19 protein-coding genes and 1 other annotated feature are annotated in these 23,232 nt (G+C 42.3%); of the genes, 9 read left to right on the top strand and 10 right to left on the bottom strand.

Features of this window, described 5'->3' with window-relative positions; translation table 11 throughout:
• Window positions 1–38 precede the first annotated feature (38 nt).
• The 3 genes from HUK49_RS02405 to trpX are packed head-to-tail and all read right to left on the bottom strand — an operon-like array spanning window position 39 to window position 2,681.
• The gene (locus HUK49_RS02405; protein ID WP_191912517.1) at window positions 39–803 is read right to left on the bottom strand and encodes an ABC transporter ATP-binding protein; all 765 of its coding nucleotides are present in this window, start codon (window positions 801–803) and stop codon (window positions 39–41) included.
• Window positions 796–1,695, bottom strand: a complete 900-nt coding sequence (locus HUK49_RS02400; RefSeq protein ID WP_191912516.1) for an ABC transporter permease — start codon at window positions 1,693–1,695, stop codon at window positions 796–798. Before HUK49_RS02400 ends, HUK49_RS02405 begins: the two co-directional genes overlap by 8 nt.
• On the bottom strand, window positions 1,692–2,681 hold the full coding sequence (gene trpX, locus HUK49_RS02395) for a tryptophan ABC transporter substrate-binding protein (RefSeq protein WP_191912515.1): 990 nt from the start codon (window positions 2,679–2,681) through the stop codon (window positions 1,692–1,694). Before trpX ends, HUK49_RS02400 begins: the two co-directional genes overlap by 4 nt.
• A gap of 383 nt (window positions 2,682–3,064) precedes the next feature.
• Here trpX and HUK49_RS02390 point away from each other — a divergent pair, with 383 nt between their 5' ends.
• The 3 genes from HUK49_RS02390 to HUK49_RS02380 all read left to right on the top strand — a co-directional run bounded on the left by HUK49_RS02390 (window position 3,065) and on the right by HUK49_RS02380 (window position 6,091).
• A complete protein-coding gene (locus HUK49_RS02390) occupies window positions 3,065–4,606 on the top strand; it encodes an ABC-F family ATP-binding cassette domain-containing protein (protein ID WP_191912514.1) in 1,542 nt (513 codons plus the stop codon).
• Window positions 4,607–4,647: 41 nt separating this feature from the next.
• Window positions 4,648–5,430 carry a putative ABC transporter permease gene (locus HUK49_RS02385; RefSeq protein WP_191912513.1) on the top strand — a complete coding sequence of 261 codons (783 nt, stop codon included), beginning with the start codon at window positions 4,648–4,650 and terminating at the stop codon, window positions 5,428–5,430.
• Between the two features lie 67 nt (window positions 5,431–5,497).
• On the top strand, window positions 5,498–6,091 hold the full coding sequence (locus HUK49_RS02380; protein ID WP_191912512.1) for a glycoside hydrolase family 73 protein: 594 nt from the start codon (window positions 5,498–5,500) through the stop codon (window positions 6,089–6,091).
• Between the two features lie 458 nt (window positions 6,092–6,549).
• Here the strand turns inward: HUK49_RS02380 and brnQ are convergent, their stop codons facing one another.
• On the bottom strand, window positions 6,550–7,914 hold the full coding sequence (gene brnQ, locus HUK49_RS02375; protein ID WP_191912511.1) for a branched-chain amino acid transport system II carrier protein: 1,365 nt from the start codon (window positions 7,912–7,914) through the stop codon (window positions 6,550–6,552).
• 79 nt (window positions 7,915–7,993) lie between these two features.
• Window positions 7,994–8,237 (bottom strand) — a binding site (T-box leader).
• A gap of 68 nt (window positions 8,238–8,305) precedes the next feature.
• The gene (locus HUK49_RS02370; protein WP_191912510.1) at window positions 8,306–9,547 is read right to left on the bottom strand and encodes a DUF2325 domain-containing protein; all 1,242 of its coding nucleotides are present in this window, start codon (window positions 9,545–9,547) and stop codon (window positions 8,306–8,308) included.
• Window positions 9,548–9,674: 127 nt separating this feature from the next.
• On the opposite strand from HUK49_RS02370, the gene HUK49_RS02365 reads away from it, so the two are divergent.
• Complete coding sequence (locus HUK49_RS02365; protein WP_191912509.1) at window positions 9,675–10,754, top strand: DHHA1 domain-containing protein; 1,080 nt, start codon at window positions 9,675–9,677, stop codon at window positions 10,752–10,754.
• A gap of 236 nt (window positions 10,755–10,990) precedes the next feature.
• Here HUK49_RS02365 and HUK49_RS02360 read toward each other — a convergent pair whose 3' ends face one another.
• The 3 genes from HUK49_RS02360 to HUK49_RS02350 form a co-directional block, all read right to left on the bottom strand.
• Entirely contained in the window at window positions 10,991–11,641 is a 651-nt protein-coding gene (locus HUK49_RS02360) for an HAD family hydrolase (protein ID WP_191912508.1), read from the bottom strand.
• Window positions 11,642–11,784: 143 nt separating this feature from the next.
• Window positions 11,785–12,684: a proline-specific peptidase family protein gene (locus tag HUK49_RS02355; protein ID WP_191912507.1), complete on the bottom strand. Its 900-nt coding sequence runs from the start codon at window positions 12,682–12,684 to the stop codon at window positions 11,785–11,787.
• 97 nt (window positions 12,685–12,781) lie between these two features.
• Window positions 12,782–15,187: a Xaa-Pro dipeptidyl-peptidase gene (locus HUK49_RS02350; RefSeq protein WP_191912506.1), complete on the bottom strand. Its 2,406-nt coding sequence runs from the start codon at window positions 15,185–15,187 to the stop codon at window positions 12,782–12,784.
• A gap of 669 nt (window positions 15,188–15,856) precedes the next feature.
• Between HUK49_RS02350 and HUK49_RS02345 the strand changes: the two genes are divergently transcribed.
• Genes HUK49_RS02345 through HUK49_RS02330 form a run of 4 tightly spaced genes read left to right on the top strand, consistent with a single transcriptional unit; the run spans window position 15,857 to window position 19,644 of the window.
• A complete protein-coding gene (locus tag HUK49_RS02345) occupies window positions 15,857–16,951 on the top strand; it encodes an ABC transporter ATP-binding protein (RefSeq protein ID WP_191912505.1) in 1,095 nt (364 codons plus the stop codon).
• Complete coding sequence (locus tag HUK49_RS02340; protein WP_191912504.1) at window positions 16,951–17,757, top strand: ABC transporter permease; 807 nt, start codon at window positions 16,951–16,953, stop codon at window positions 17,755–17,757. The genes HUK49_RS02345 and HUK49_RS02340 overlap by 1 nt, the downstream gene beginning before the upstream one ends.
• A gap of 1 nt (window position 17,758) precedes the next feature.
• Window positions 17,759–18,574: an ABC transporter permease gene (locus tag HUK49_RS02335; RefSeq protein ID WP_191912503.1), complete on the top strand. Its 816-nt coding sequence runs from the start codon at window positions 17,759–17,761 to the stop codon at window positions 18,572–18,574.
• Window positions 18,571–19,644 carry an ABC transporter substrate-binding protein gene (locus HUK49_RS02330; protein ID WP_191912502.1) on the top strand — a complete coding sequence of 358 codons (1,074 nt, stop codon included), beginning with the start codon at window positions 18,571–18,573 and terminating at the stop codon, window positions 19,642–19,644. Before HUK49_RS02335 ends, HUK49_RS02330 begins: the two co-directional genes overlap by 4 nt.
• A gap of 350 nt (window positions 19,645–19,994) precedes the next feature.
• Here the strand turns inward: HUK49_RS02330 and HUK49_RS02325 are convergent, their stop codons facing one another.
• Window positions 19,995–21,323 (bottom strand): APC family permease, encoded by a 1,329-nt coding sequence (locus HUK49_RS02325; RefSeq protein ID WP_191912501.1) that lies wholly within the window; start codon window positions 21,321–21,323, stop codon window positions 19,995–19,997.
• A 306-nt stretch (window positions 21,324–21,629) separates the two neighbouring features.
• Window positions 21,630–22,652, bottom strand: a complete 1,023-nt coding sequence (locus HUK49_RS02320; protein ID WP_191912500.1) for a zinc-binding alcohol dehydrogenase family protein — start codon at window positions 22,650–22,652, stop codon at window positions 21,630–21,632.
• A gap of 164 nt (window positions 22,653–22,816) precedes the next feature.
• Between HUK49_RS02320 and HUK49_RS02315 the strand changes: the two genes are divergently transcribed.
• Window positions 22,817–23,131, top strand: a complete 315-nt coding sequence (locus HUK49_RS02315) for a winged helix-turn-helix transcriptional regulator (RefSeq protein WP_191912499.1) — start codon at window positions 22,817–22,819, stop codon at window positions 23,129–23,131.
• Window positions 23,132–23,232 lie beyond the last annotated feature (101 nt).

Genomic DNA, 23,232 nt, shown 5'->3' with positions numbered 1-23,232 from the left:
CATTATTAATATATATAATTTTTGGAATATTAACAAGGCTAATCTTCAAAATAGGTGTAGAGTTTGTCAGTGGTGAGCTGTTGTTTTGCTTCACCTTTAAAGTCGGCTTTAATTTGGCCGTCTTTTAGGACAATTAACCGATTACCATATGTTAAGGCATCTTCTAGGTGATGAGTAATCATCAAAGCCGTCAGGTGATCCTGATTGATCCGCTCATCAGTGGCATGGAGGAGATTTAAACTCGTATGTGGATCAAGAGCAGCGGTATGTTCATCCAATAAAAGAATATCAGGACGCTTAAGAGTAGCCATTAAAAAGCTAAGTGCTTGCCGTTGGCCGCCAGAAAGTGCTCCGGTTGCGGTGGTCATTCGGTTTTCTAACCCGTTGTTCATTGTGGCAGCTAATTTGGTAAACCGTTCCATGTTTTGCTTTAGTTTTCGCAAAACCAGGTGACGTTTTTCACCACGCTTTGTTGCGAGAAGCATATTTTCAGCGACGGTCATCCGGGGAGCTGTCCCAAGCTTGGGATCCTGAAAGACGCGGGCAAGAAAAGATGTCCGTTGTTCTTCAGTTGAACGAGTGATGTCCTTGCCATTATGAAGAATTTGCCCGCTATCAGCATGGAGGTTTCCACCAATAACATTGAAGAGGGTTGACTTACCGGCCCCGTTAGTGCCGACAATGGTAATAAAGTCACCTTCGTTAATTTTTAAATTAATCCCTTTGAGGATCGTGGTTTCGTTTGCAGTTCCCTTATTAACAACTGTCTTGACATTTTTTAATTCTAAAATGGGCTTACTCATGTGGTTGCACTCCCTTCAAGATTGGCTTTTTTAAATTAACAACCTTTTCCAATTGCGGTAGCATCATGCAGATTGCAAGAACAATCGAAGAAATTAAGTTGAGGTCGTTAGCGGAGAAGCCGAGTTGTAATACTGCTAATAGAATTAAGCGATAGATGATTGAACCAAGAGTCACAGCAACGAGTCGCTGATTAAGAGTGAGGTCACCAAAGGCTACTTCACCAATAATAATTGAAGCTAAGGCAATAACGATGGTCCCAATCCCCATGTTAACGTCAGCATAGCCATTGCTTTGGGCAACGAGGGCACCACAGAGAGCAACCATCCCGTTAGAAACCATTAAGCCAATATTAATCATTCTGTCAGTGTGAATTCCTAATGACTTTGCCATTGTGGGGTTATCCCCGGTTGCAATGAATGCTTGCCCATAATCAGTGGCGAGAAAGATCATCATCAGAATAGTTACAATGATGATCACAATTAAGCCGACTGTCACGCTATCAAAGAATTGGGGAAGTTGACGAAGAAAATTACCATTAAAAAGTGTTGGCTTTCCCAATAATGAGATGTTAGATTTCCCCATGATCCGTAAATCAACGGAGTAAATCGCGGTCATGGTCAGGATTCCAGCTAAGAGGCTTGGGATCTTTCCCTTAGTATAAAGGAGACCGGTAATTAGGCCAGCAATCATTCCAGCACCGATCGCCAATAACGTTGCTAAAAACGGGTTAATGCCGTTTGCAATGGCGGTAACTGCAGTGGCGGCACCAAGAGGGAAAGTTCCTTCAACTGTCATATCACAAAAATCAAGGATCCGGAATGTGAGGTAGAGGCCAAGACCGAGTAATGCCCACAATAATCCTTGACCGATAGATGAGACGATTAGATTCATTTGTATACTTCCCCCTTTGTTTGTGCTTCGTGGTCGAACTGGGCAGGAATTTGTAAGTGGAGTTTTTGTGCCTGCTTAAGGTTAAGGACTGGTTCACCGCGACGAACGTATTCGACTGGGAGGTTACCAACTTTCTTTCCTTTAAGGACTTTTACGGTCATTTTTGCTCCCATTACACCAAGCTTGTATTGGTTAATGCTGTATGTAGCAACCCCGCCTTGCTTAACCATGGTGTCAGTAGCAGGGAAAACGGGCTTATTAGCAGCATCCGCGTTCTTTACCAGTGTCTGCATTGCACCAGCAACCGTGTTATCGGTTGGAACAATCACCGCGTCGACCCGACTTACCATTTGTTGGGAAACCTGGTTTAAATCGTTACTGTTCGAGATCGAGTACGCTTTTAGCTTAATGTTCATCTTCTTGCATTCACGGGCAATTTGGTGGTAGCCAGTAACACCAGAGCTGTCATTGGAAGTGTAAATTACCCCGAGAGTTTTGAGGTTAGGAACGAATTGCTTGATTAAGGTTAGTTGCTGGTGAACTGGTGCTAAATCGGAGACACCGCTAATGTTACCACCAGGATGCTGGTTATTCTTCACTAGGCCGGCTCCTTGAGGGTTAGAAACCCCACCGAGGATGATTGGCGTCTTAGTGGTAGAATTGGCGAGCGCCTGAGCAGCGGGGGTAGTAATCCCAAAGAGAACCGTTGGATTGTTATTCGTTAATGTATTGGCCATTGTTTTAAGATTACTCTGGTCACCGTTGGCATTCTCGTATTCAATTTTAATGTTCTTCCCGTTGTGGTAACCTTCCTTGGCCAGCTCATCGACATACCCCTTGTAGATTTGATCTAAAGCAGGGTGGTGCATCAAGGTTAATACCCCGACTTTTGGAACCCGCTGCTTAACAACACCGCCGTTTTCGGTGAAAAAGGCAATCCCAAGAAAGCCAAGCAGCAGAATAATGACTGCGGACATTCTTTTCATAAAGATAAAACTCCTTCCCTAAAGAAAAAACGGGGAACCACATGCAAAGGGCTCTCCGCTTTTGAAAAAAGAAAAGCCTGCATGTAGGATCCATGCAGACTGAATAAATGATCACTTCTCAGCCGGCACAGATGCAATCTGTCATCTCAGGTTGCATCCATGACGAACTCAACCCGAATTACCGGCTTTGCCAAGTATTTAACTTGCTGGTGTGAGACTTAATCATTTAACATTCTCCGTTCACTTAAGATTGCTTATAGTTTAGCGAAGGATGATCTGGATGTCAAGGTGAAAATGAGATTCCTTTAATAATCAGTTTGGAGAGGAATTTGATTTGTGTTACCATATTAAGCAGTTTAAACGGAAAAATGAGGAGAGAAGACATGGCAGTATTAGATGTCAAGGGATTGACAATGAGTTATGCGGATAAGCAACTCTACGATGACGCTAGCTTTCAACTTGAAAAACATGAACATATGGGAATTGTTGGTCAAAATGGTGCTGGTAAAAGTACCTTAATTAAGATTTTGATTGGGAAAGTCCTTCCGGTGTCGGGAACGGTAACTTGGGCTAAGAACGTTAAGATCGGTTACTTGGACCAGTACGTTGATATTCCTAAGGGGATGACTCTGATCAAGTTCCTTCACACCGCCTTTGCTGATCTTTATGAAATCAATGACCGGATGAATAAGCTGTACGAAGAATATGCTCAAAAGATGGATGATGAGCTGTTAACTAAAGCAGGTCGGCTCCAAGAACAATTAGATGCTCATAATTTCTATGATATTGAGACCGAAGTTGAGCGAGTAATGAACGGGTTAGGATTAACCGAAATTGGGAAGGATAATGTCGTCTCTGAGATGAGTGGTGGTCAGCGTTCTAAAATTATCTTAGCGAAGATGTTACTTGAGCAACCGGATGTAATCCTGCTTGATGAACCGACTAACTACCTTGATACGGCCCACATTGAGTGGCTGATTGACTACTTAAACGACTTCGATGGGGCAGCGATGATCATCTCTCACGATTATGATTTTTTGGAACAGGTAACGAATACGATCTGTGATGTTGCCTTCGGGAAAATTACTAAATACCGGGGGAGCTTTGAACAGGCAATGCGGCAAAAGGAAGAGCGCAAGGAAACCCAAGAGCGGGAATACGAAAAACAACAGGTTGTTATTGAAAAGGCTGAACGGTTTATTCGAAAAAATAAGGCGGGGTCAAAATCAACGATGGCTAAGTCGCGGGAAAAGATGCTGGCCCGGATGAAGCGGATTGATCCACCGACAGATAATTTAAAAGCAACTTTTAAGTTTCCGTATGAAAATACCGGCTCCGCGAACGCGCTTCGGGTCGAAAGCCTTTCCGTTGGTTATGGTCATCCATTGTTAGCACCGGTGACATTTTCAATGACGATGGGAGAAAAGCTGCTTTTCACAGGATTTAACGGTGTTGGGAAGTCAACGTTGATTAAGTCGATTTTAAAGAAAATTCCTGCTCTTGGCGGAACGGCAACTTTTTCACCATCCGCTAAGGTTAACTACTTTGATCAGGATCTTGAATGGGATGACCCGTCATTAACCCCATTACAGACAATTCAAAATATGTTCCCAACGATGCAGCCCAAAACTATTCGGCAAAAGCTAGCTCGGGCAGGAATTAATGCGGCAAATACAATGAAGCCGTTACACCTGCTTTCAGGTGGCGAACAAACGAAGGTTAAGCTGGCAATTTTAGAGTTAACCCCGTCTAACTTTTTGATCATGGACGAACCAACAAACCACCTTGATGATGAAACCAAGGAGGGGTTGAAAACGGCATTGCAAAATTTCCCGGGAAATTTAATTTTAGTTAGTCACGAACAAAGTTTCTATGAAGGCTGGCTTGATAAGATTCTTAATGTTGAAAAACTTAGCTTAAAGTAGAAAATATGAGACAATAATTGATGAAGGGAGGGTGCCGGACCATGCATTACTCAATTTCAGAAATTATTGTCTTATTTTTTACCTATTCGGTAGTTGGCTGGTTATGGGAAACCTTTTATTGTTCGATTAAGGATCATCACTATGCCTACCGTGGATTCCTTTTTGGTCCATATTGTCCAGTTTATGGATTTGCTGTTACCACGATCTTAATTACAGCGGAGCCCGTTAAAAATAATTTAATTCTCCTATTTACTGTTGGCTTTATCGTTGCTAGCATCTTTGAATATTTTGCGAGTCTCTTTTTGGAGAAAGTCTTTCATATGAAGCTCTGGGATTATTCTAAACTGAAAGGGAACATTCAAGGAAGAGTTGCTCCAGAAATATCATTGTTCTGGGGGATCGGTGTGGTTTTCTTAGTTAAGTACATCCAACCTTTTATCCAGCGAATAATTAATTGGGAAGAAGCACGGACGCACGGTTGGCTGGCTGTTATAATCGTTCTTGTAATGGGTACTGATACGATTTTGACGATGTTCAGTGTTCACCGACTTCATACATCTACTAAACAATGGGATAACCGGATTAATCAACGGTTTGAACACTTGCATGAACTAATCCAAGAAGCCAAGCCTGCGGAAGAACATCGCTTAAAGCAGCGGCTGGCTAATTGGCGGGCAGAGATCATTAATAGTGAAGATACGCGACGGTTTAACGAGCACCTTTCCTGGAACCAACGTCGGCTGATTAGGAGCTTCCCAAAGATGAAGGTTACTGATGCAAAACACTTTAATGATGTTAAAAAGGACTTATTAAAGAAGTCTTAAAACTTTTCGCTTTATAATAAATGATTGTTTATAATAAGCGCGAATACTTAGTTAAAGAGGAATAAATATGAAAAAAGAAACTAAAATTATTTCTGCAATTACAATTGTTTTTCTTGTTGTCGTCTTTACGATTTGTGGGCTAACCATTAAGAATAGTCCATTGTCAGGGTACCCGCGACAAATTCACGATCAAAACATGACTGTTCAACAATTTGTCTCTCAGGTAGCGCCAGCAGCCCAGCGTGAACAGAAGAAGTATGGTATTCCAGCAAGTATCACAATTGCGCAAGCTGGATTAGAGTCCCAGTGGGGAAATAGTCGGCTCGGTAATAAATACAACAACTTGTTTGGGATGAAAGCAAGTAAGGGTGAAGATAGGGTGCGGATGTATACCGTTGAAAACATTAATGGTAAGCAACGGTACATTCCTCAATACTTTGCGGTTTACCAAACATGGGATGATTCAATTAAGGCTCATACTAATATTATTGTTAATGGAACCAAGGACAACCATCACCGCTTCGATGGTGTCCGCACCAATACTAATTACCGAAAAGCCGCTCAAGAACTCCAAAAGAACGGCTATGCCACCGACCCGAACTACGCCAACAAACTCATCTATGCTATCCAAAAGTTTGGATTGGAGAGGTATGACAAGTAGAGTGTGAGCAGGTAAAGAAGACCCGTAAGACAACAATTTCTCCCGACTGGATGCTGAAAGCATCTGGGAGGGAGTTTGTTGTCTATAGGGGCTTCCCTACGAACACGTTTCGGCTTTGTTGCAGTAGAAACTAACGATTTCTCTCGACGAAGGCGACTAGTGCCTAAGCGGTGAACCAGAAAACTTGTTTTCGTCTGTGAACCCTCGCAAGGCTGACTAGGACTTTATAACCAACTTGTTGGGATATAAAGTTCAGTCAGCTACTGCGGAAGGAGGTCGCTAGCTCTAGGAAACTCGGGCAAAGCACGTTTCGACTCTGCTGCAGTAGACGGAAGGTCACGGCACGCACATTTACCATGTAAAAAACTCAGCCCAGAATGGTGACATCCTGAACTGAGTTTTTTAGATTGGAGTTTTTAATTAATGGCGATTACTAGATTAGACTAATCAACTTCTGTCTACTTAACGTTAACTTGGTTGTGACGGAAGAAGTGGAATGCGAGCCCGACAACTAAACCAACAAGTGCTGGAACAACCCATGAGAGACCCATTGAGGCGAGTGGCATCATCTTCCGGACACCGGCTACCCAGAGGCCAAATGAACTTTGACTTACAACGGCTGGGAAAGCAACAACCATATCACCAAGTGCTGGAACCACAGTCAAAAGGACAACGAAGAAGTAAACAACGCCATCACGATGGAAGAGTGGTGAAGCAACTGAAAGAACGATTAAGACCATTGATAGTGGGTAAAGGAACATTAGCATTGGAGTTGACCAAGCGATGATTTGATCCAAACCGAAGTTAGCAGTTAAGAATGAAGCAAGGCAACTAAGTGCTAACCAGGTGTGGTAACTAACCTTTGGGAAGTGCTTGTGGAAGTCTTGAGCAAAGGCAGCAACCAAACCAACAGCAGTAGTTAAACAAGTAACAGTTAATAAGAATGCTAGAACAACTTGACCAAATGCACCTGCATAAGCGTTAACTAATTGGTTGAAAGCAACACCACCATCAGGTGAAACCTTAAAGCGACCAAGTGACATTGCACCAAGGACGATTAGAAGAAGGTAGATGAAACCGATAGCACCAACTGCGAGAACACCAGATTTTGTAACAACCTTTGAAACAGCACCTGGACGACGAACGCCCATCCCTTTAATTGCGGTAACAACAGTAACCCCAAAGGCAAGACCTGCTAGAGCATCCATTGTGTTGTATCCTTCAAGGAAACCATTAGTAACGGCACTGTGAACGTAAGCGCTAGTTACTGGTGCAGTAGCTGGGTTCCCCAACGGATTAGCGAACGCAACTACGAAGACTAAGAATAGAAGTGCCAAGAAGACAGGGTTCAAAACTTTACCAACGTTTGAAAGAATGCTGTTTTCCTTGTAAGAAAAGGTAAATGCTAAGACAAAGAACACTGCTGAGAAAAGCAATAGTGACCAGCCTTGAGCAGCTTTTGGAACGAATGGCGCAACCCCAACGGTAAATGAAACGGTTGCTGTCCGTGGGGTCCCGAATAAAGGACCGATGGTAGCGTGAATTAAGACCATGAAGACTAGGGCAAATGCTGCACCGAGTGGTCGACCAACATCGTAAACCCCTTCAGCACGGGTAACAGCGATGGCAAGAACAGAAAGTAATGGGAGTAAGACCCCAGTAACTAAGAAACCAAGAGCAGCTTGGCCCCAATTCGCACCAGCTAACTGTCCAAGGTGAAGTGGGAAAATCAAGTTCCCGGCACCAAAGAATAGCCCGAATAGTAACGAAGCAACAACTAAATATTGCTTAAATGTTAACTTTTTTGTTGTTAAATCCTGCATAATCAATTCCCTCCTAGGAAAAACGTTAAATAATTGCTTTGATCCCAACAAAAAAGTCCCTTAACCAAAATTACTTTGGTTAAGGGACGCTCGAGCGTGGTACCACCCTATCTTCGTATCATCATTGCTGATAATACCTTACACGTACGGCCCGGGACTGGGCGATACGCTGGCACGTTAATGGGTGCTACCATTAAGTCTTACTATGAATTAAGACTTAAGCTCGAAAGTGATTTTCGATTAACGTTGAACCTGTCTCCTTCCACCTAACGAGACTCGCTAATGGATATCGTTAATTTACTCTTCTTTCTCATTGCGATCGAATAATTAAATTGTCGTTTATTATTCTAACTAGTTTTTAATAAAAGTCAACAAGTTTTTTAGAATTTTTTTATTTTTTCTGGTAATTAGCCATATCTTCGCTTGTTTGTGCATAGGCAGGGTCACCATTCAAAGCCCGTGCAATTGCTCGTTCAACAGCAGTATTTGTTGTTGTATTAGCGATTGCTAGCGGTTTTTCATAACGCTTGGCATGATGATTTGCTAACTGGCTAATTCGATGATGAATTTTATCAATGCAGACCACAATGAAGTCAGCCTCACGAATTTCCCGTTTCATTTTACTGCTGGAGACTTTATATTCCATGGAAGCGTCAAGGGCATGGTAAATTCCATGGTGCTTATCAACAACTGCCTTTAATTCTTGTGAACGTTCCCGATCACCAGTAATCAGGAGAACGATTCGTTGTTTCAGATCGTAATCCAATTTTTTCTCGTAATCGTGTCGCGGATGAACAGGCTTCTTAACCTGCTTTGGTTTAGCAGGCTGTTTGGTTGTGTCGAAGTCCTGTTTTTCGTGAATCCAGCGAATTGACCCATTCTTAGCATCTTCAAGATCATTTCCATGATCGAAATAGGCGTAGTCGACCACCATTCCAGCCTTGAGACTTCGCCCAGGGAACTTAAATGGATCAATAACAATCGTATTAGCTGAATCTTTATCCAAGATTGAATTACCCTTTAGCGTAGCATTAATTTGCAAGACGTCTGAGCCAGGAACGCTACTTAATTCGGCGTACTCAATTACTTCAATCTTTTTTGGCTCGTAATTATCCAGGTGGTCAGCGGTCACTCGACGAATTGCGGGCAGGCCGCGAACCGTTTGTTGGGGATCGAGTTGAACAATATCACCGTCTTCCAGTGGAAAGTGAAGTGAATGAATCACTGCCTCGTTGTAATAATGGTGATTAATCTCAGCACCACTTAATTTTCGGTGAACAAGGTAAAGATCATCTGCCGCTAGTCGCTCTTCTTGAGAAACTTTTTCGACCGTGACTGGTTCTGGAGTGACTGGCCGTTTAAGAGAATTAGGTGTCACCTTGTGTGCTGGACCGGTAAGAAGGGAGGAATGGCTTGCTTGCCGAATCCGTGGAGCTGGGCGAATTGCCTTATTTTCAGGCTGGGCGAATTGCTTTGGCCTTTGAGGCGATGTTGATGGTTGAGGATCTTCGTAGTGATTTAAAATATTAATCACTGTGTTTAAACTTTGGAGTGTTTGCCGTAAACTTTGCTGGTCGCTACTAGTGTTTTCTAGTAATTCGATCAGCTCATGACGATAATCGTATATTTGCATAGGTACTTTATCCTTTCTAAATGCTTACTAATGATAATCATACCAAGAAGTTTGGAAAGTGTCAGGACATATGAATAAGCTTCTTGGTATAATTGGTTAGGATTAAGCAAAGGAAATGGTATTAATCATGGCAAATCAGGTAATTAAAATTTTCTCACACAACGACTTAGATGGCTTTGGGGCACCGCTATTATTAGAGACGGTTAAAGAGACGATGTTTCCTCATAGTGAATTTGATCTTACCAATTGCGGTGCAGGTCGAATCGATGAAGAATTCGCTAAGTGGTTGCAGACCCCAGAAGCAAGTCGTGCTACCGACGTTTACATTATGGACATGACGCCAGATAGCGACTACACGTTTAAACAGTTAAACGCTAATTTTGCTAACCACTGGTTGGTATTTGATCATCATGAAACTGAAGCTGAATTACGAGAACAATATTCAGCTAACAGTATTCGGCCAGCAAATCCAAAAGTAAACCCAAGTGCAACGAGTCTTGTTTGGGATTGGTTAACAAGTCAGCCGCATTTCATGGAGCTAAGTGAAGACCGCCGACAACAGCTTGAGTATCTTATGGAACTTATTCGAGCTTACGACACATGGGATTGGCAAAATGATCCGAATATTAGTGAAGAAGAACGGGTTGCTGCTGATAACTTTGACCAGTTATTCTGGTTCTATCCTCTACAAGACTCGGCATCATTCGTTGCAAACGTCTTTAGTGTTGGCTGGGAAGAATATGCAAAGCAAAATCAGCTTCTGATTAAGACGCTTAACGAACGTCGGGCAAAGTACCTAAAGAGCCATTTGAAGGATACCCTAATTACAAAAATCGCTGGCCACCAATTGGGGCTTGTTTATGCTGACGATTATAAGTCCGAAATTGCCCATGAATTACTGATCCAGCACCCTGATGTCGATGCAGCATTAGTAATTAGCCCAGTCAGTGTTTCCCTGCGAAGTAACGGGAAACTTGATGTTGCTAAGTTCGCTGAGAAATACTTTAATGGCGGTGGTCATGCTGATGCTGCTGGTGGACGACTTACCATCAACCCGATTGAAATTGGTGAACAGGCAGTTGCTGATAATTTAGCCGAAATAATTAAGAATAGCCAGCAAACAGCCATGTCAAATAACACCGGTACTTTGGCAGACAACCTTGATCCTGAGGTTGCAGCCAAGATGGCGCAATTATTTAAGAAGTAAGCAAGAGAGCTACTAATTTAATAGAGTAAAGAAGGGAGCGTGACAGAAGTCATTTATGACTTCGTTTTCACGCCCCCGCTAGCGCAAATAGGGTTCCAGAGTTCGGTTATACCGGACACTGGAACCCATTTGCGTACCGCGCTGTTCGTATTTGAACTTGGTAAAAGTACTTATGTCACAGTCCCCTTCTATAATTGTTAGTTTTGAAACTTACTGATTCTCAGCTTCAATTATTTTTAATCAATCTTCAATAAGTCTTGTGGTTCATGGAGCGGGTAATCAGCGTCTTGAATATTCTGCGGCTGAGATGAGCCATATAATGCACCAGCAAATTTAATGCCAGCATTATGAGCGGCTTTCAGATCGTTGATCGTATCACCAACGTAAACTGAATTTTCGGGACGGGCACCAAGCTTGTCCATTGCCAACAAGATTGGGTCAGGATCCGGTTTGTGCTTGCTAGTTAACTCCTCAGTTACGGCAACATCAAAATATTTCGTCCAGTCGTAGTCATTGACAAAGTGTTCCTGATAATCTTCGCGAACCTTAGATGTTGCAATTGCTAATTTTGTGTCAGGACGAGCAGCTAGTCCCGTAACCATTTCCTCAATTCCAGGGAAAACCGTTACTAAATCTTCACGTTGGAAAGATAACGCGCGCCATTCATCGACCATTTCGGGGATGTCCTCCTCTTTGACACCGCCCTGACGTAAAGAATCAGCACCGGTGATACCAAAGAGTTTTCTTTTGAGAGAATCAACTTGGTCAGCAGGAACATGGTAGCCATGTTTTTCCATTACATCAATCATTGGTGGCATGTATTTCTCATAAGTATTAATGAGGGTTCCATCAATATCAAAAATGAAATTTGTAATTTGGTGTGCCATAAAGTAAACCTCGCAATCTTAAGTTTTCCATTCTTATTGTATACCAATTATGGTTAGGAATTAACTAATATCAATATCTGTAACGCAAAGAATAAGAAAAGCCGAGAAAACCAATTCGAATTTTCTCAGCTTTTTGATTATCTTTAGTTTTGTTCGCAATCCCGAATGAAATCAGCGAGATGCTTGTAATAAACATCTGGATTATCAACCATGTGGTGGTGACCACCGTTTGGCGTGGTAACGAACTTAGCGTTTGGAATTAATTCGGCCATCTTTTTCCCGGTAGCAAGTGGCATTGATTCGTGTTCACCAAAAGTAATCAGTGTTGGAACCTTGATGTTCTTAAGTTGGTTACGGAAATGCCAATCCTTTAATTTCCCGGTAATTACAAATTCGTTATCACCTTGGAAGGCGTTGTAGACCGCATCGCCACCAAGATCTTTAAGGTGGTAAAGCTTAGAAGGTTGTTTCCGGTCAATATAGTTTTCGTTCATTACCTGAACATACTCTTGATACTTTGGATTGCTGTAATCATTTTTCGCTTCACAATCCTTCATAAAGTCAACGGCTTCCTTAGAGAGCGTCTTTTCCCGGAGTGCGTTGACGTGCTTAACGTAATCATCAATTTCATCGACCATGGATGAAATGATGGCACCCTTTAAGTGTTGACCATACTTGACAGCGTATTCTTGAACGAGGAGACCACCCCAACTTTGCCCAATGAGGTAGAAGTTATCGAGTCCCAGCTTTTCACGAACTTCATCAACTTCATCCAAAAAATATTCATAGGTTAAGTATTTCTTGGCAATTTCAGGCTCTGTGTAGTCGGGCTGATCAGAATAGAGTGAGCCCAATTGGTCGTACATTGTAACTTGAACGTTTAGTCCTTGCTTTTTCAGCTGTTCTGCGGCATCTTCCCAGTACTCATGATTACCACCAGGACCACCATGAAGAGCTAACAAGTGAATGTCACCCTCGCCCTGAGTGTTTGTCCAAAGGTGATAACCGTTATCCAGGGTAATAATCTTTGTTCCTGTTTGCATTCTCAATCTCTCCTTTGTCTGTATATTAATACAGTATACAAACCATTCTAGCACAGGATAAGTTTACTTGTGAAAAATAAGCAGTTGGTGCAGGAGATTAGAGTGCCATTACTCCCGGAATCAATAAGGAACTATCGGCTGTTTTAACAGTATAGGTAATCTCTTCATTACCACGAAGAGTAGCGCCATAGTCAGTGCTATAAATAATCAGACCGAGGCGATGACCTTTAAGCAGGTGATGAAAAATTGGCTGAAGCTCAAAGTGGACTTTCACAAACTGATTTGCTGCTAAATCATCAACCTGACTGGCACTATGACGGTTTTGCAGGTTGATATGGCCGTCAGCAATTACCTTGTAATCACTAGCCTTTGCTTGTAAATGAAATTCACGGAGATCATCACTTGCCCAATGAAAACCTAACTGGAGGCCGTTGCGGTTCAATAAAACAGGCGAACTCGTTAATCGTTTAGCAGTACCAAAATCAACTAATTGAGCACTAAGCATCCCGTGATCAGCCGAAGAAGCAACGGTAACGGAAACTTCAGGTGTTCCCCGAAGTAAAAGATCTTCTCCAGCGGGTGCCGTCATTAATTTATAAGAGAACTTGCCGTGATCCTTAATTAATGAATCTTGCCAGTCATTAATATTTCGGCACCATTTTTCAAAGGTTTCAGGAGTTTGGTGATCATTAAACCGATATTCCGAAGAAAGTTGCGGATCATTAGTGATTAATTCCGTCTTATTAAAGGAGAGCCTTCTTGTGTTCCCAGCAGTCCATTCATTATACTTCCACCAGGTTTCAGGCTGCGTATTATCTTGAACTAACACTTTTGGCAGAGTCTCGTCAGCATGGTTGTCCTTTTCCCACAGTTTATTAGCTAACCACAAGTTAACCATTTCAGAAAAGTCAAGGGATTGAAAGGCGTTGATGTAGATGTGCTGACCTTGGTGTAAGACTAGCTTGCTGGTTACGGGAAGCTTTTGTAATTCGTCATAGAGCGCCTTAACGTTGCTTGGCTTGACGTTGGTATCATTTAGCCCATGAACCATCATGACGGCTGCTTTAATATTTTTGATTGCTGGTCGGTAATTACGGTTAGCCCAGAATTGGTTATAGTTTCCGGTTTTCCGGTCCATTGCCTGTGAAAGCCCGTCAATATATTTGTCATTTGTTTTCTTAATTCGTTGGTAGTCAGCTGGCCGTTTTGTTCGACTGAATGTTTCATCAGCCAGAACATCGGCATCTTCACCCTGGAAGCCGCCGGGAGCACGAACAAGGCCGTTTTCGCGGTAGTAGTCATACCATGATGAGATTGCCGCTTCGCTAATGATTGCCTTTAATCCGGGAACAGCAGTTGTCGCAACGGCGGTGGCCAGGGTTCCAAGATAGGATCGTCCAGTCATTGCAACATTGCCGTTACACCACCATGCCTTGATTTTAATCCCGCTATGTCGATCGGTGAACGCAACCCGGTCACCATGGAGCCATTCGACAACTGCCTTCATTGAGTCAGTTTGTTCAGGCGAGCCACATGTTTGAAGTCCATCAGAATCCTTAGTTCCAATTCCAGCAGAGTAGATAATTGCATAACCGCGTGCTGCTAGATAATTATTCAGGGTATAAGCTGGTGTTTCCGCAAAACTTTCTGTGGCGCGTTTACTTTCTCCTTTAATCTCACGATGGGTGAATTGCTTTGGAAAGGTTGGTTCGGTAGGAGAAGTTTCTCCGGCAATCTTATGGGTTAACGGGTGATTTACATGGTGGGTTACTTTGTCTCCCCATTCATCATTAGTTCCTTGATTGTATGGACTAGCAGTAAAGACGGCCGGGACCTTTAAGCCGTTGTTACTATCGACGGGTCTGAGAATTTCAACCTTAACAAGGTCAGCCTTGCCATCGTAATCGGTATCCATATCAGTCTCAACGTAAACTACCTCACGAATAAAATTGGCTGGATCAAAGGAAGCAAGCGGCTTGCCATTAAAGTACAGTGGCTTTTTATATGCCGGCAATTGGTACGACCAGGTGAGAAAGCCTTCGCTCGTTAGCTGATCAATAAATGACTGACCATCCTTATTGCGAGTATTAAGAAGCAGGTAAAAGGCTTCTAGGACATCTAACGTTGACCAGCTTGTGTGCTGAACAAACGGCAGACCAATATGTGCCCAGTCTTCAAGGGGATGGTTAGGATTAAAGTCAACTTCTGGCTCGAAATGAAGGAGCTGAAGAGCAACTAAGTAAAAAACATCAGTTGTTAATGGCTGATCATGTTCAAGCCATTCATCAATTGCAAGGGTTGGTGTAGCAAGGAGATCGTGGAGCCATTGGCGAACCGCAATTGGCTGCTCACTTGCCATGTGAGTACGGGTAAGGAGAGTGAGCCACATTTGGGTTGAATCTAGCTCCGTTGCTTCATTAGCTCTCAGTAAATGGAGTTTCTTTAATTCACGTAATTTTTGTTCAGAACTTGTCTTAGTAATACTAAATTGGTTAATTTTCATGAAGAGCACCTCGTTATGATAGAGTGTAAGCAGGTAAAGAAGGCCCGTAAGACAACAATTTCTCCCGACTGAATGCTGAAAGCATTTGGGAGGGAGTTTGTTGTCTATAGGGGCTTCCCTGCGAACACGTTTGATAGAGTGTGACCTCGCAAAGAACTCGCGGAAAGCTAACGATTTCTCCGGGGAGTGGTGTCTTGCACCACTTCTCGGAGGTCGTTAGCTCTAGCGAGTTCCGAGGGAACACGTTTTGACTCAGCTGCAGTAGAAACTTTAACTCTTGAATATGTTGCAAAATAAAGTTTAACTATATCATTCTACTGTAACATAGCCTAAACGCGTTCAGCCTAAGCTTCCTCAAGATAACGACCTCCCTCCGCAGTAGTTGACTGAACTTTATATCTCAACAAGTTGGTTATAAAGTCCTAGTCAGCCTTGCGAGGGTTCACAAACGAAAACAAGTTTTCTGGTTCACCGCTTAGGCGCAGGACGCTTTCGCCGAGAGAAATCGTTATCATCCAGAAGCTTTTAACGGCTTCACGCTCTGCTGGCTTACACTCTCCATTATAAATCCAAATTGTCATTGCATTGTAACTACCGAGAAAATAAATAAAGAGTATAATTAATTGGCTAACTATGGACGATGAAGTAAATAAATCGTGAGGGAAGATTATGGCAAAAAATATCTTGGAATTTAAACATGTTGGTAAGCGTTACGATGACAATGTTGTTCTTCGTGACATTGATTTTGAGGTTGAAGCGGGAAAATTTTATACTCTGCTTGGACCATCTGGCTCTGGGAAAACGACAATTCTGCGAATCATTGCCGGATTTGATCAAGCTAGCAGTGGTGAAATCCTTTTCGATGGGCAACCGATTAATAACGTGCCCGCCAACAAACGACAAGTAAATACCGTATTTCAAGATTATGCCCTATTTCCGCACATGAATGTCGCTGAAAACGTGGCATTTGGGCTCCAAATTAAAGGAGTAAAAAAGACGGCGATTCGACAACGGGTAAAAGAAGCCCTGCACCTTGTTCGGTTGGATGGCTATGGTAATCGGGAAATTACCGCAATGTCTGGTGGCCAGCGTCAACGGGTAGCAATCGCCCGCGCAATTGTTAACCGCCCGAAAGTTCTCCTTCTTGATGAGGCCTTATCAGCTCTTGATCATAAATTGCGGGTCGACATGCAGCGAGAATTGCGTCAGTTGCAGCGACAATTGGGGATCACTTTTATCTTTGTCACCCATGATCAGGAAGAAGCATTAGCGATGAGTGACCAAATCATGATTATTAATGATGGCAAGATCCAGCAAACGGGAACCCCAGTAGACATTTATGATGAACCGTTAAACCATTTTGTTGCTGATTTCATTGGTGAAAGCAATATTGTTCCTGGAGTAATGAAGAAGGACTATGTTGTAAATATTAATGGTCAGGACTTTGAGTGTGTAGATGCCGGAATGAAGCCTAATGAAAAGGTTGAAGTTGTAATTCGGCCGGAAGACTTGGACATCACCACGGCTGATCAGGGAAAATTAAAGGCAACGGTTGATACGCAGCTCTTTAGGGGAGTTGACTACCAAATTACCGCTCACGATCAGCGAAACCATGAGTGGAAGATTAATTCAATCCATAAAACAAGGGTCGGGGCCCAAGTAGGCTTAACGTTTGATCCTGAAGATATTCACGTAATGCGGTATAACGAATCAGAAGAAGATTTTGATGCTCGTCTTGATAGCTACGAGGAGGATGAGGATTAATGCGGCAAAAAGTAATGTTCATTGTTCCCTATGCTTTATGGATCATCCTCTTTGTGGTTGCCCCATTAGCACTGATTTTTTATCAATCATTTTTTGATATTAACAGCCATTTCACATTGGCTAATTATCAAGATTACCTAACATCGCCAACGTACTTAAAGATGACCCTGAATTCTGTTTGGTACGCGACCTTAATTACAGTAGTGACTCTCGCAATTAGCTACCCGACCGCTTATGTGCTTACCCAATTGCAGAATCGCCAATTCTGGTTGTTGATTGTTATTTTACCGACATGGATAAACCTTTTGCTGAAAACCTATGCATTTATTGGCCTTTTTTCACGAACCGGGTCGATTAACCAATTTTTACGGTTTGTTGGTTTGGGAAGTCACCAGCTCCTTTTCACTGACGCTAGTTTTATGTTCGTTGCGGCCTACATTGAAATTCCGTTTATGGTTTTACCAATCTATAATGCACTGATCGAGATTAATCCTTCATTACTAAATGCTAGCAAGGATCTCGGGGCAACTTCCTGGCAGACTTTTCGGCGAATCGTTTTTCCATTATCAATGCCCGGAGTAAAAGCAGGAATTCAAGCAGTTTTCATCCCTTCGCTCTCCCTCTTCATGATTACACGGTTAATCGGTGGTAACCGGGTAATTACTTTAGGGACCGCGATTGAGGAGCACTTCTTAACGACCCAAAACTGGGGGATGGGATCAACGATTGGAGTTGTTTTGATCCTCGCAATGTTTATTGTAATGTTTGTTACTGGTGATACGCGTGAGAAAGGAGGTCGGCATTAAGATGAGACAGAAAGTTGCGTGGGGCAAGCTATATTTAGGGTTAGTGTTTATTATTCTGTACGCACCAATCCTGTATTTAATGATCTTCTCCTTTAGTTCTGGAAAAACGATGGAACACTACCACGGCTTTTCCCTTCAGCACTATGCCGACTTATTTGCGGATTCCCGGATGATTACGATCGTGATCAATACAGTGCTGGTTGCGGTATTATCGTCTTTAATTGCGACAATTATCGGCACGCTTGGGGCATTGGCAATTAAAGAAACACATGGAACCTGGCGAAATAGTTTGTTGTCATTAAATAATGTCTTAATGGTTTCACCAGATGTCATTATTGGGGCAAGTTTTTTGATCTTTTTCACTGTTCTTGGCATTCGCCTGGGCTTTGTTTCAGTGCTTTTAAGTCACATTGCGTTTTCAATTCCGATTGTGGTTTTGATGGTGCTGCCAAAGATTAATGAATTGTCGCCAACCTTGGTCGATGCTGCCTATGACCTAGGCGCATCAAGGTGGCAGGCATTATCCCGAGTAATCTTACCAGCGATTTCACCAGGAATTATGGCGGGCTACTTTATGGCTTTGACCTATTCGCTTGACGACTTTGCGGTTACCTTCTTTGTTACTGGGAATGGTTTTTCGACGCTATCAGTAGAGATTTATTCTCGGGCGCGTCAGGGAGTTAACCTTGAAATTAACGCTTTATCAACCTTGATGTTCATTGTGTCCCTAGCATTAGTAATTGGCTATTACTTTGTTAGTAAGCATGCAGGTCGTCGTCAACGGGTTGTTACGGTTAAAGAGGGGGATGCTCAATGAAAAAACTTTGGGGCGCCCTCTTGGGAATTATCGCCCTATGCTGTTTGCTGGCATTAGGCGATTACTTCATGAACCGGCAGAATAATGGTAGTAGTGGAAAAACCGTGACCGTTTATAACTGGGGAGATTATATTGATCCAGCGCTGATCAAAAAGTTTGAGCGGCAAACGGGCTACCATGTTGACTACGAAACCTTTGACAGTAATGAATCGATGCTAACGAAGATCCGGCAAGGTGGAACAAACTATGACGTTGTAGTCCCGAGTGAGTATACGGTTCAACGAATGAAGAAAGAACATCTTTTAGCACCGTTGGATCACCGGAAACTAAGTAATTTACGTTATATTGACACTCGCTTCCTTAATCAGAATTTTGATCCAGAAAATCAATATTCAGTTCCGTATTTTTGGGGAACGTTAGGAATCATCTATAATGATCAGAAAATTGCTGGACAAGAGGTACAACACTGGGAACAGCTTTGGAATCCACGACTAAAGAATAATTTATTATTGATTGATAGTGCACGGGATGTTTTTGCGATGGCCTTGATTACTCAAGGAAAGTCAGTTAATACGACAAACTATTCACAATTAACGCAAGCCCAACACCATCTTCAAGCTTTAACACCTAATGTAAAGGCGATTATCGCGGACGAGATGAAAATGTATATGGAGCAGGATGAAGCAGCCGTTGGGGTAACTTATTCAGGGGATGCTCGGGAAATGATGAGCGTTAACCATCACTTACACTATGTTGTCCCTAGTGAGGGAAGCAATATTTGGCTTGATAATATGGTAATTCCTAAGTCAGCGAAAAATAAGCAGGCTGCCTACCAGTTCATTAACTTTATGCTTCAACCAGAAAATGCAGCCAAGAATGCTGAATACGTTGGTTACGCGACTCCTAACCGTGCCGCAAAGAAACTATTGCCACGGTCTGTAACTGATGATCAGCAATTCTACCCGCCAGAATCAACAATGGAACACTTGCAAACGTATAAGGATCTTCCTCGACGTGTTCTGGGTGAGTATAATGATTTGTTCTTAGAGTTTAAGATGTTTAAGAAGTAAAGATGGAGCTTTACCGCAATTAGACTAAGTAAATTTAAGATCGATAAAGGCCGAGAAACGCAATTCGCGTTTCTCGGCCTTTATTAGGCTTGTAGGTTTATTTGTGACAGGTTCTATGCGGCATAGCTGAAATAGCTCCCTCAAGATAAAGTTCTACTGCAACAGAGTCAAAACGTGTTCGCAGGGAAGCACCTATAGACAACAAACTCCCTCCCAGGCAACAGAGCCAAAATGTGTTCAGCCTAAGCTCCCTCAAGATAACGAACTCTCTCCTAGGCGCGAGTCGCCTTCGTCGAGAGAAATCGTTATCATCCGGGAGCTTTTTACGGCTTCGCACTCTACTCACTCTACTACATTCTCTTTGCATCCATTCTTTTAACGGCATAGAAGATTGGGAGGCCAACGATGACGATTCCGATGAAGAGAAGGACACCGGCAGGGTCGTTGAAGACTTCACTGACAAGAACAAAGATTCCACCGGCAATTGCAATAATTGGCACGAGTGGGTAGAGCGGGGTGCTGAAAGGACGGGGACCATTATTTTTCTTTCTTAGAATGAAAATACCGAAAAATGCTAAAAGGTAGAAGCAGTAAACTGTAAAGACACAAAGATCCGAGAGGTGGTCTGGATCAAAGAAGAACATCATCACAGTTGCAAGAGCCACGATAAATAATGTGGCAACGACTGGCGACTTTCCCTTTGGTGTAACGAACGAAAGAAAACGTGAGAACGGGAGATCACCACGACGCGCCATTGCGTAAACGATCCGGGGGAAGGTAATCATCTTTCCGTTAAGGGTTCCCATCATCGAGATAATAATTCCGGCCGAGAGAAGTTTCCCGCCAATAGCACCAAATGCCTTGGTTGCTAAGTAGGCGGTGGCATTTTCACCAAGACGGTGAATTAGGTTAGCCGGCAAGAATTTAAGAATTCCGATTGTAATTAAAGTATAGATTACGAGAACGGCGGTGATACCAAGGATGATTGCTTTTGGTAGCAACTTTTGTGGGTTCTTCATTTCACCACCAAGGTTAGCGATCAAGATCCAGCCATCATAACCGAAAAGGGTGGCTAAAACCGCGACACCAAAACCGCCAGTAGCGTGTTGGACTTCGGTGACGGTTTGACCAAATGCATGCTGATTACCGAAGAGAAGACCGAAGATAATAATTGCTGCGATTGGAATCATTTTCCCGGCCGTTGTAATAATGGCAAAGATCGCTCCGACCTTGTTTTCAAAGAGGTTCATTACACCGATTGCCAGAACGGTGATAACAGCCAGTGGGATTCGCCATTCAGTACCAAGACCAAAGAAATTGGCCATTAAGATACTCATAAAGCCGGCAACTGAAGCGATGATTGCGGGACCATAGACGATTACTTGCATCCATCCGGCAAGGAAGCCAAGAATCCGGCCATAAAGATTTTCAATGTAGACGTAAAGGCCACCAGTGTATGGCATTTGGGCCCCAATTTCGGCAACAGTTAAACCACCAGTTAGGGTAATGATCCCACCAAATACCCAGGCAGCAATGGCTAAAGTTGATGAACCGGCACTATCAAGCACGGAACCCTGCTTAAAGAAGATCCCTGAACCAATAATTGTCCCCACGACAATCGAGATTGCCGACCAAAAACCTAACGACCGTTTTAATTCTTCTTTTGGTTGATTATTCATCGCCATTCCTCCAATTCAAAATCGGCATAATAAAAACCGGGTCCACGCTTAATCATCTGGAAAGTGCCAAATGATTAAGTGAACCCGGTAATTCATTAAACCGTTCTATAGGTACACTAAAATCACTCAGCCTCGAATAGAGCTAGAGGCTGAGGAGGAAGATTGTTGTAATTGGTTATTGAATACTAACATTGATCTTTCTCCTTTCGTGTACTTGATGTTTCTTAGAATACCATTAGAAATTTAATTTGGCAAGGTTTAATTTTAAAACACGCGTTATTAAGTCCTATTATTTTAATTGCAAACCTAATTTTCCCATCCAGAAACAACTACTTTCCCAATCATGTGACCACTCTCTACTAAACTATGTGCCTTTCGGAGATTATCCGCATTTAGAGGAGAAAGTGATTGCGTTAATGTTCCTTTTAACTTATCCTCATCAAGGAGCTGTGCAATTTTGTCCAAAATAATATGTTGAGTCTGCATATTGTCTGTATGGTAATAAGATTTTGTGTACATCCATTCCCAGGCAAAAGTGGCTTTTTTCGGAGTTAAGAGGCGCAGATTGATTGGCCGTCTATTTTCGGTGATTGAGGTAATCGTTCCTTCAGGTTTGATTAACTCACACATTTCTTTCCAGTGACTATCAATGTCTTTAAGTTCTAAGATATAATCTACATATTTGTAGCCAAGCTTTCGTACTTCATCAACTAAGTTATTCCTGTGGTTTACGGTATGCTTAGCGCCATGCTCTTTAACCCACTTAATACTTTCAGGACGGGAGGCCGAAGCGATAACAGTTAAACCGGCATTAGCTGCTAATTGAGTTGCAACTGAGCCTACTCCTCCAGCGCCGTTGACAATAAGGAGAGTTTTACCTTTATTTTCTGAACTAGTGGTTGGTAATGATAACTGTTCAAATAATGCTTCATATGCAGTTAATGATGTAAGAGGCATTGCAGCTGCTTCGTCATCACTTAATGTCTTTGGTGCGTGGCCGACAATTCGTTCATCAACTAATTGATATTCACTGTTACTTCCGGGACGCTTAAAGGAGCCAGCGTAAAATACTCTGTCACCAGGCTTAAAGAGTGATACGTGAGTGCCAACTTTTTCGACAACACCACAAGCGTCCCAACCGATAATTTTAGGTGTCATTAATTTTCCACGCCCACTGCGTCGTACACCAATATCAACAGGATTAACAGAAACAGCATTAACTTTTACTAATAGATCATGTCCCTTAGGAGAAGGAACAGGTTTTTCAAACTCAAACAGACTTTCAGGATCATTAATATCTAAATGTTGTGTAAAACCAATAGCTTTCATAATAAGTCCTCTTTTCTACTTTGCACTTACAAATAGTAACTCGACCGAAAAATTAAAAAAGAGGAGAATTTAAATTTCCTATGTAACAATTATTTCCCTAATAGTAACGTAAATAGAATCAATGTATTATGGAGTAAGTATATCCTTTGAAAGGAGTGCTCATCTTGCAAAGGCATATTTTTGACTGTAGTGAAGGTTGCCCTGTTGAAAGTACTTTACAGATAATTTCTGGTAAATGGAAAAGTGTTATATTGTATCACCTTATAAAAAATGACGTGTGTAGGTTTAGTGAACTGCAAAAGAAAATGCCAAATTGTTCCCGGAGAATGTTATCATTGCAGCTTAACGGATTAGAGAAAGATAAGATTATAGAGAAAAAGGTATATCCGGTTGTCCCTCCTAGAACAGAATACAGATTAACTAGTTTTGGAAAAACATTAACACCAATTATTATTGAAATGGCAGATTGTAAAATTTAAGTTGAACATTTAAGTAGACAGAAAAACCCATCAAGGTCTTTAATGGTGTTACCACAACATTCCATTAGAAAGAAGGACCTTAATGGGCACCACTATTTTAT

The sequence above is a fragment of the Limosilactobacillus portuensis genome (assembly GCF_014838735.1).
GTDB lineage: Bacteria > Bacillota > Bacilli > Lactobacillales > Lactobacillaceae > Limosilactobacillus > Limosilactobacillus portuensis.
The sequence above is the reverse complement of the archived record's forward strand: the minus strand, read 5'-3'. Positions and strand labels throughout refer to the sequence as shown.

Coding starts and splice junctions, on each gene's coding strand:
- HUK49_RS02405 (WP_191912517.1), bottom strand. CDS start 803: ATGAGTAAGCCCATTTTAGAATTAAAAAATGTCAAGACAGTTGTTAAT.
- HUK49_RS02400 (WP_191912516.1), bottom strand. CDS start 1,695: ATGAATCTAATCGTCTCATCTATCGGTCAAGGATTATTGTGGGCATTA.
- trpX (WP_191912515.1), bottom strand. CDS start 2,681: ATGAAAAGAATGTCCGCAGTCATTATTCTGCTGCTTGGCTTTCTTGGG.
- HUK49_RS02390 (WP_191912514.1), top strand. CDS start 3,065: ATGGCAGTATTAGATGTCAAGGGATTGACAATGAGTTATGCGGATAAG.
- HUK49_RS02385 (WP_191912513.1), top strand. CDS start 4,648: ATGCATTACTCAATTTCAGAAATTATTGTCTTATTTTTTACCTATTCG.
- HUK49_RS02380 (WP_191912512.1), top strand. CDS start 5,498: ATGAAAAAAGAAACTAAAATTATTTCTGCAATTACAATTGTTTTTCTT.
- brnQ (WP_191912511.1), bottom strand. CDS start 7,914: ATGCAGGATTTAACAACAAAAAAGTTAACATTTAAGCAATATTTAGTT.
- HUK49_RS02370 (WP_191912510.1), bottom strand. CDS start 9,547: ATGCAAATATACGATTATCGTCATGAGCTGATCGAATTACTAGAAAAC.
- HUK49_RS02365 (WP_191912509.1), top strand. CDS start 9,675: ATGGCAAATCAGGTAATTAAAATTTTCTCACACAACGACTTAGATGGC.
- HUK49_RS02360 (WP_191912508.1), bottom strand. CDS start 11,641: ATGGCACACCAAATTACAAATTTCATTTTTGATATTGATGGAACCCTC.
- HUK49_RS02355 (WP_191912507.1), bottom strand. CDS start 12,684: ATGCAAACAGGAACAAAGATTATTACCCTGGATAACGGTTATCACCTT.
- HUK49_RS02350 (WP_191912506.1), bottom strand. CDS start 15,187: ATGAAAATTAACCAATTTAGTATTACTAAGACAAGTTCTGAACAAAAA.
- HUK49_RS02345 (WP_191912505.1), top strand. CDS start 15,857: ATGGCAAAAAATATCTTGGAATTTAAACATGTTGGTAAGCGTTACGAT.
- HUK49_RS02340 (WP_191912504.1), top strand. CDS start 16,951: ATGCGGCAAAAAGTAATGTTCATTGTTCCCTATGCTTTATGGATCATC.
- HUK49_RS02335 (WP_191912503.1), top strand. CDS start 17,759: ATGAGACAGAAAGTTGCGTGGGGCAAGCTATATTTAGGGTTAGTGTTT.
- HUK49_RS02330 (WP_191912502.1), top strand. CDS start 18,571: ATGAAAAAACTTTGGGGCGCCCTCTTGGGAATTATCGCCCTATGCTGT.
- HUK49_RS02325 (WP_191912501.1), bottom strand. CDS start 21,323: ATGAATAATCAACCAAAAGAAGAATTAAAACGGTCGTTAGGTTTTTGG.
- HUK49_RS02320 (WP_191912500.1), bottom strand. CDS start 22,652: ATGAAAGCTATTGGTTTTACACAACATTTAGATATTAATGATCCTGAA.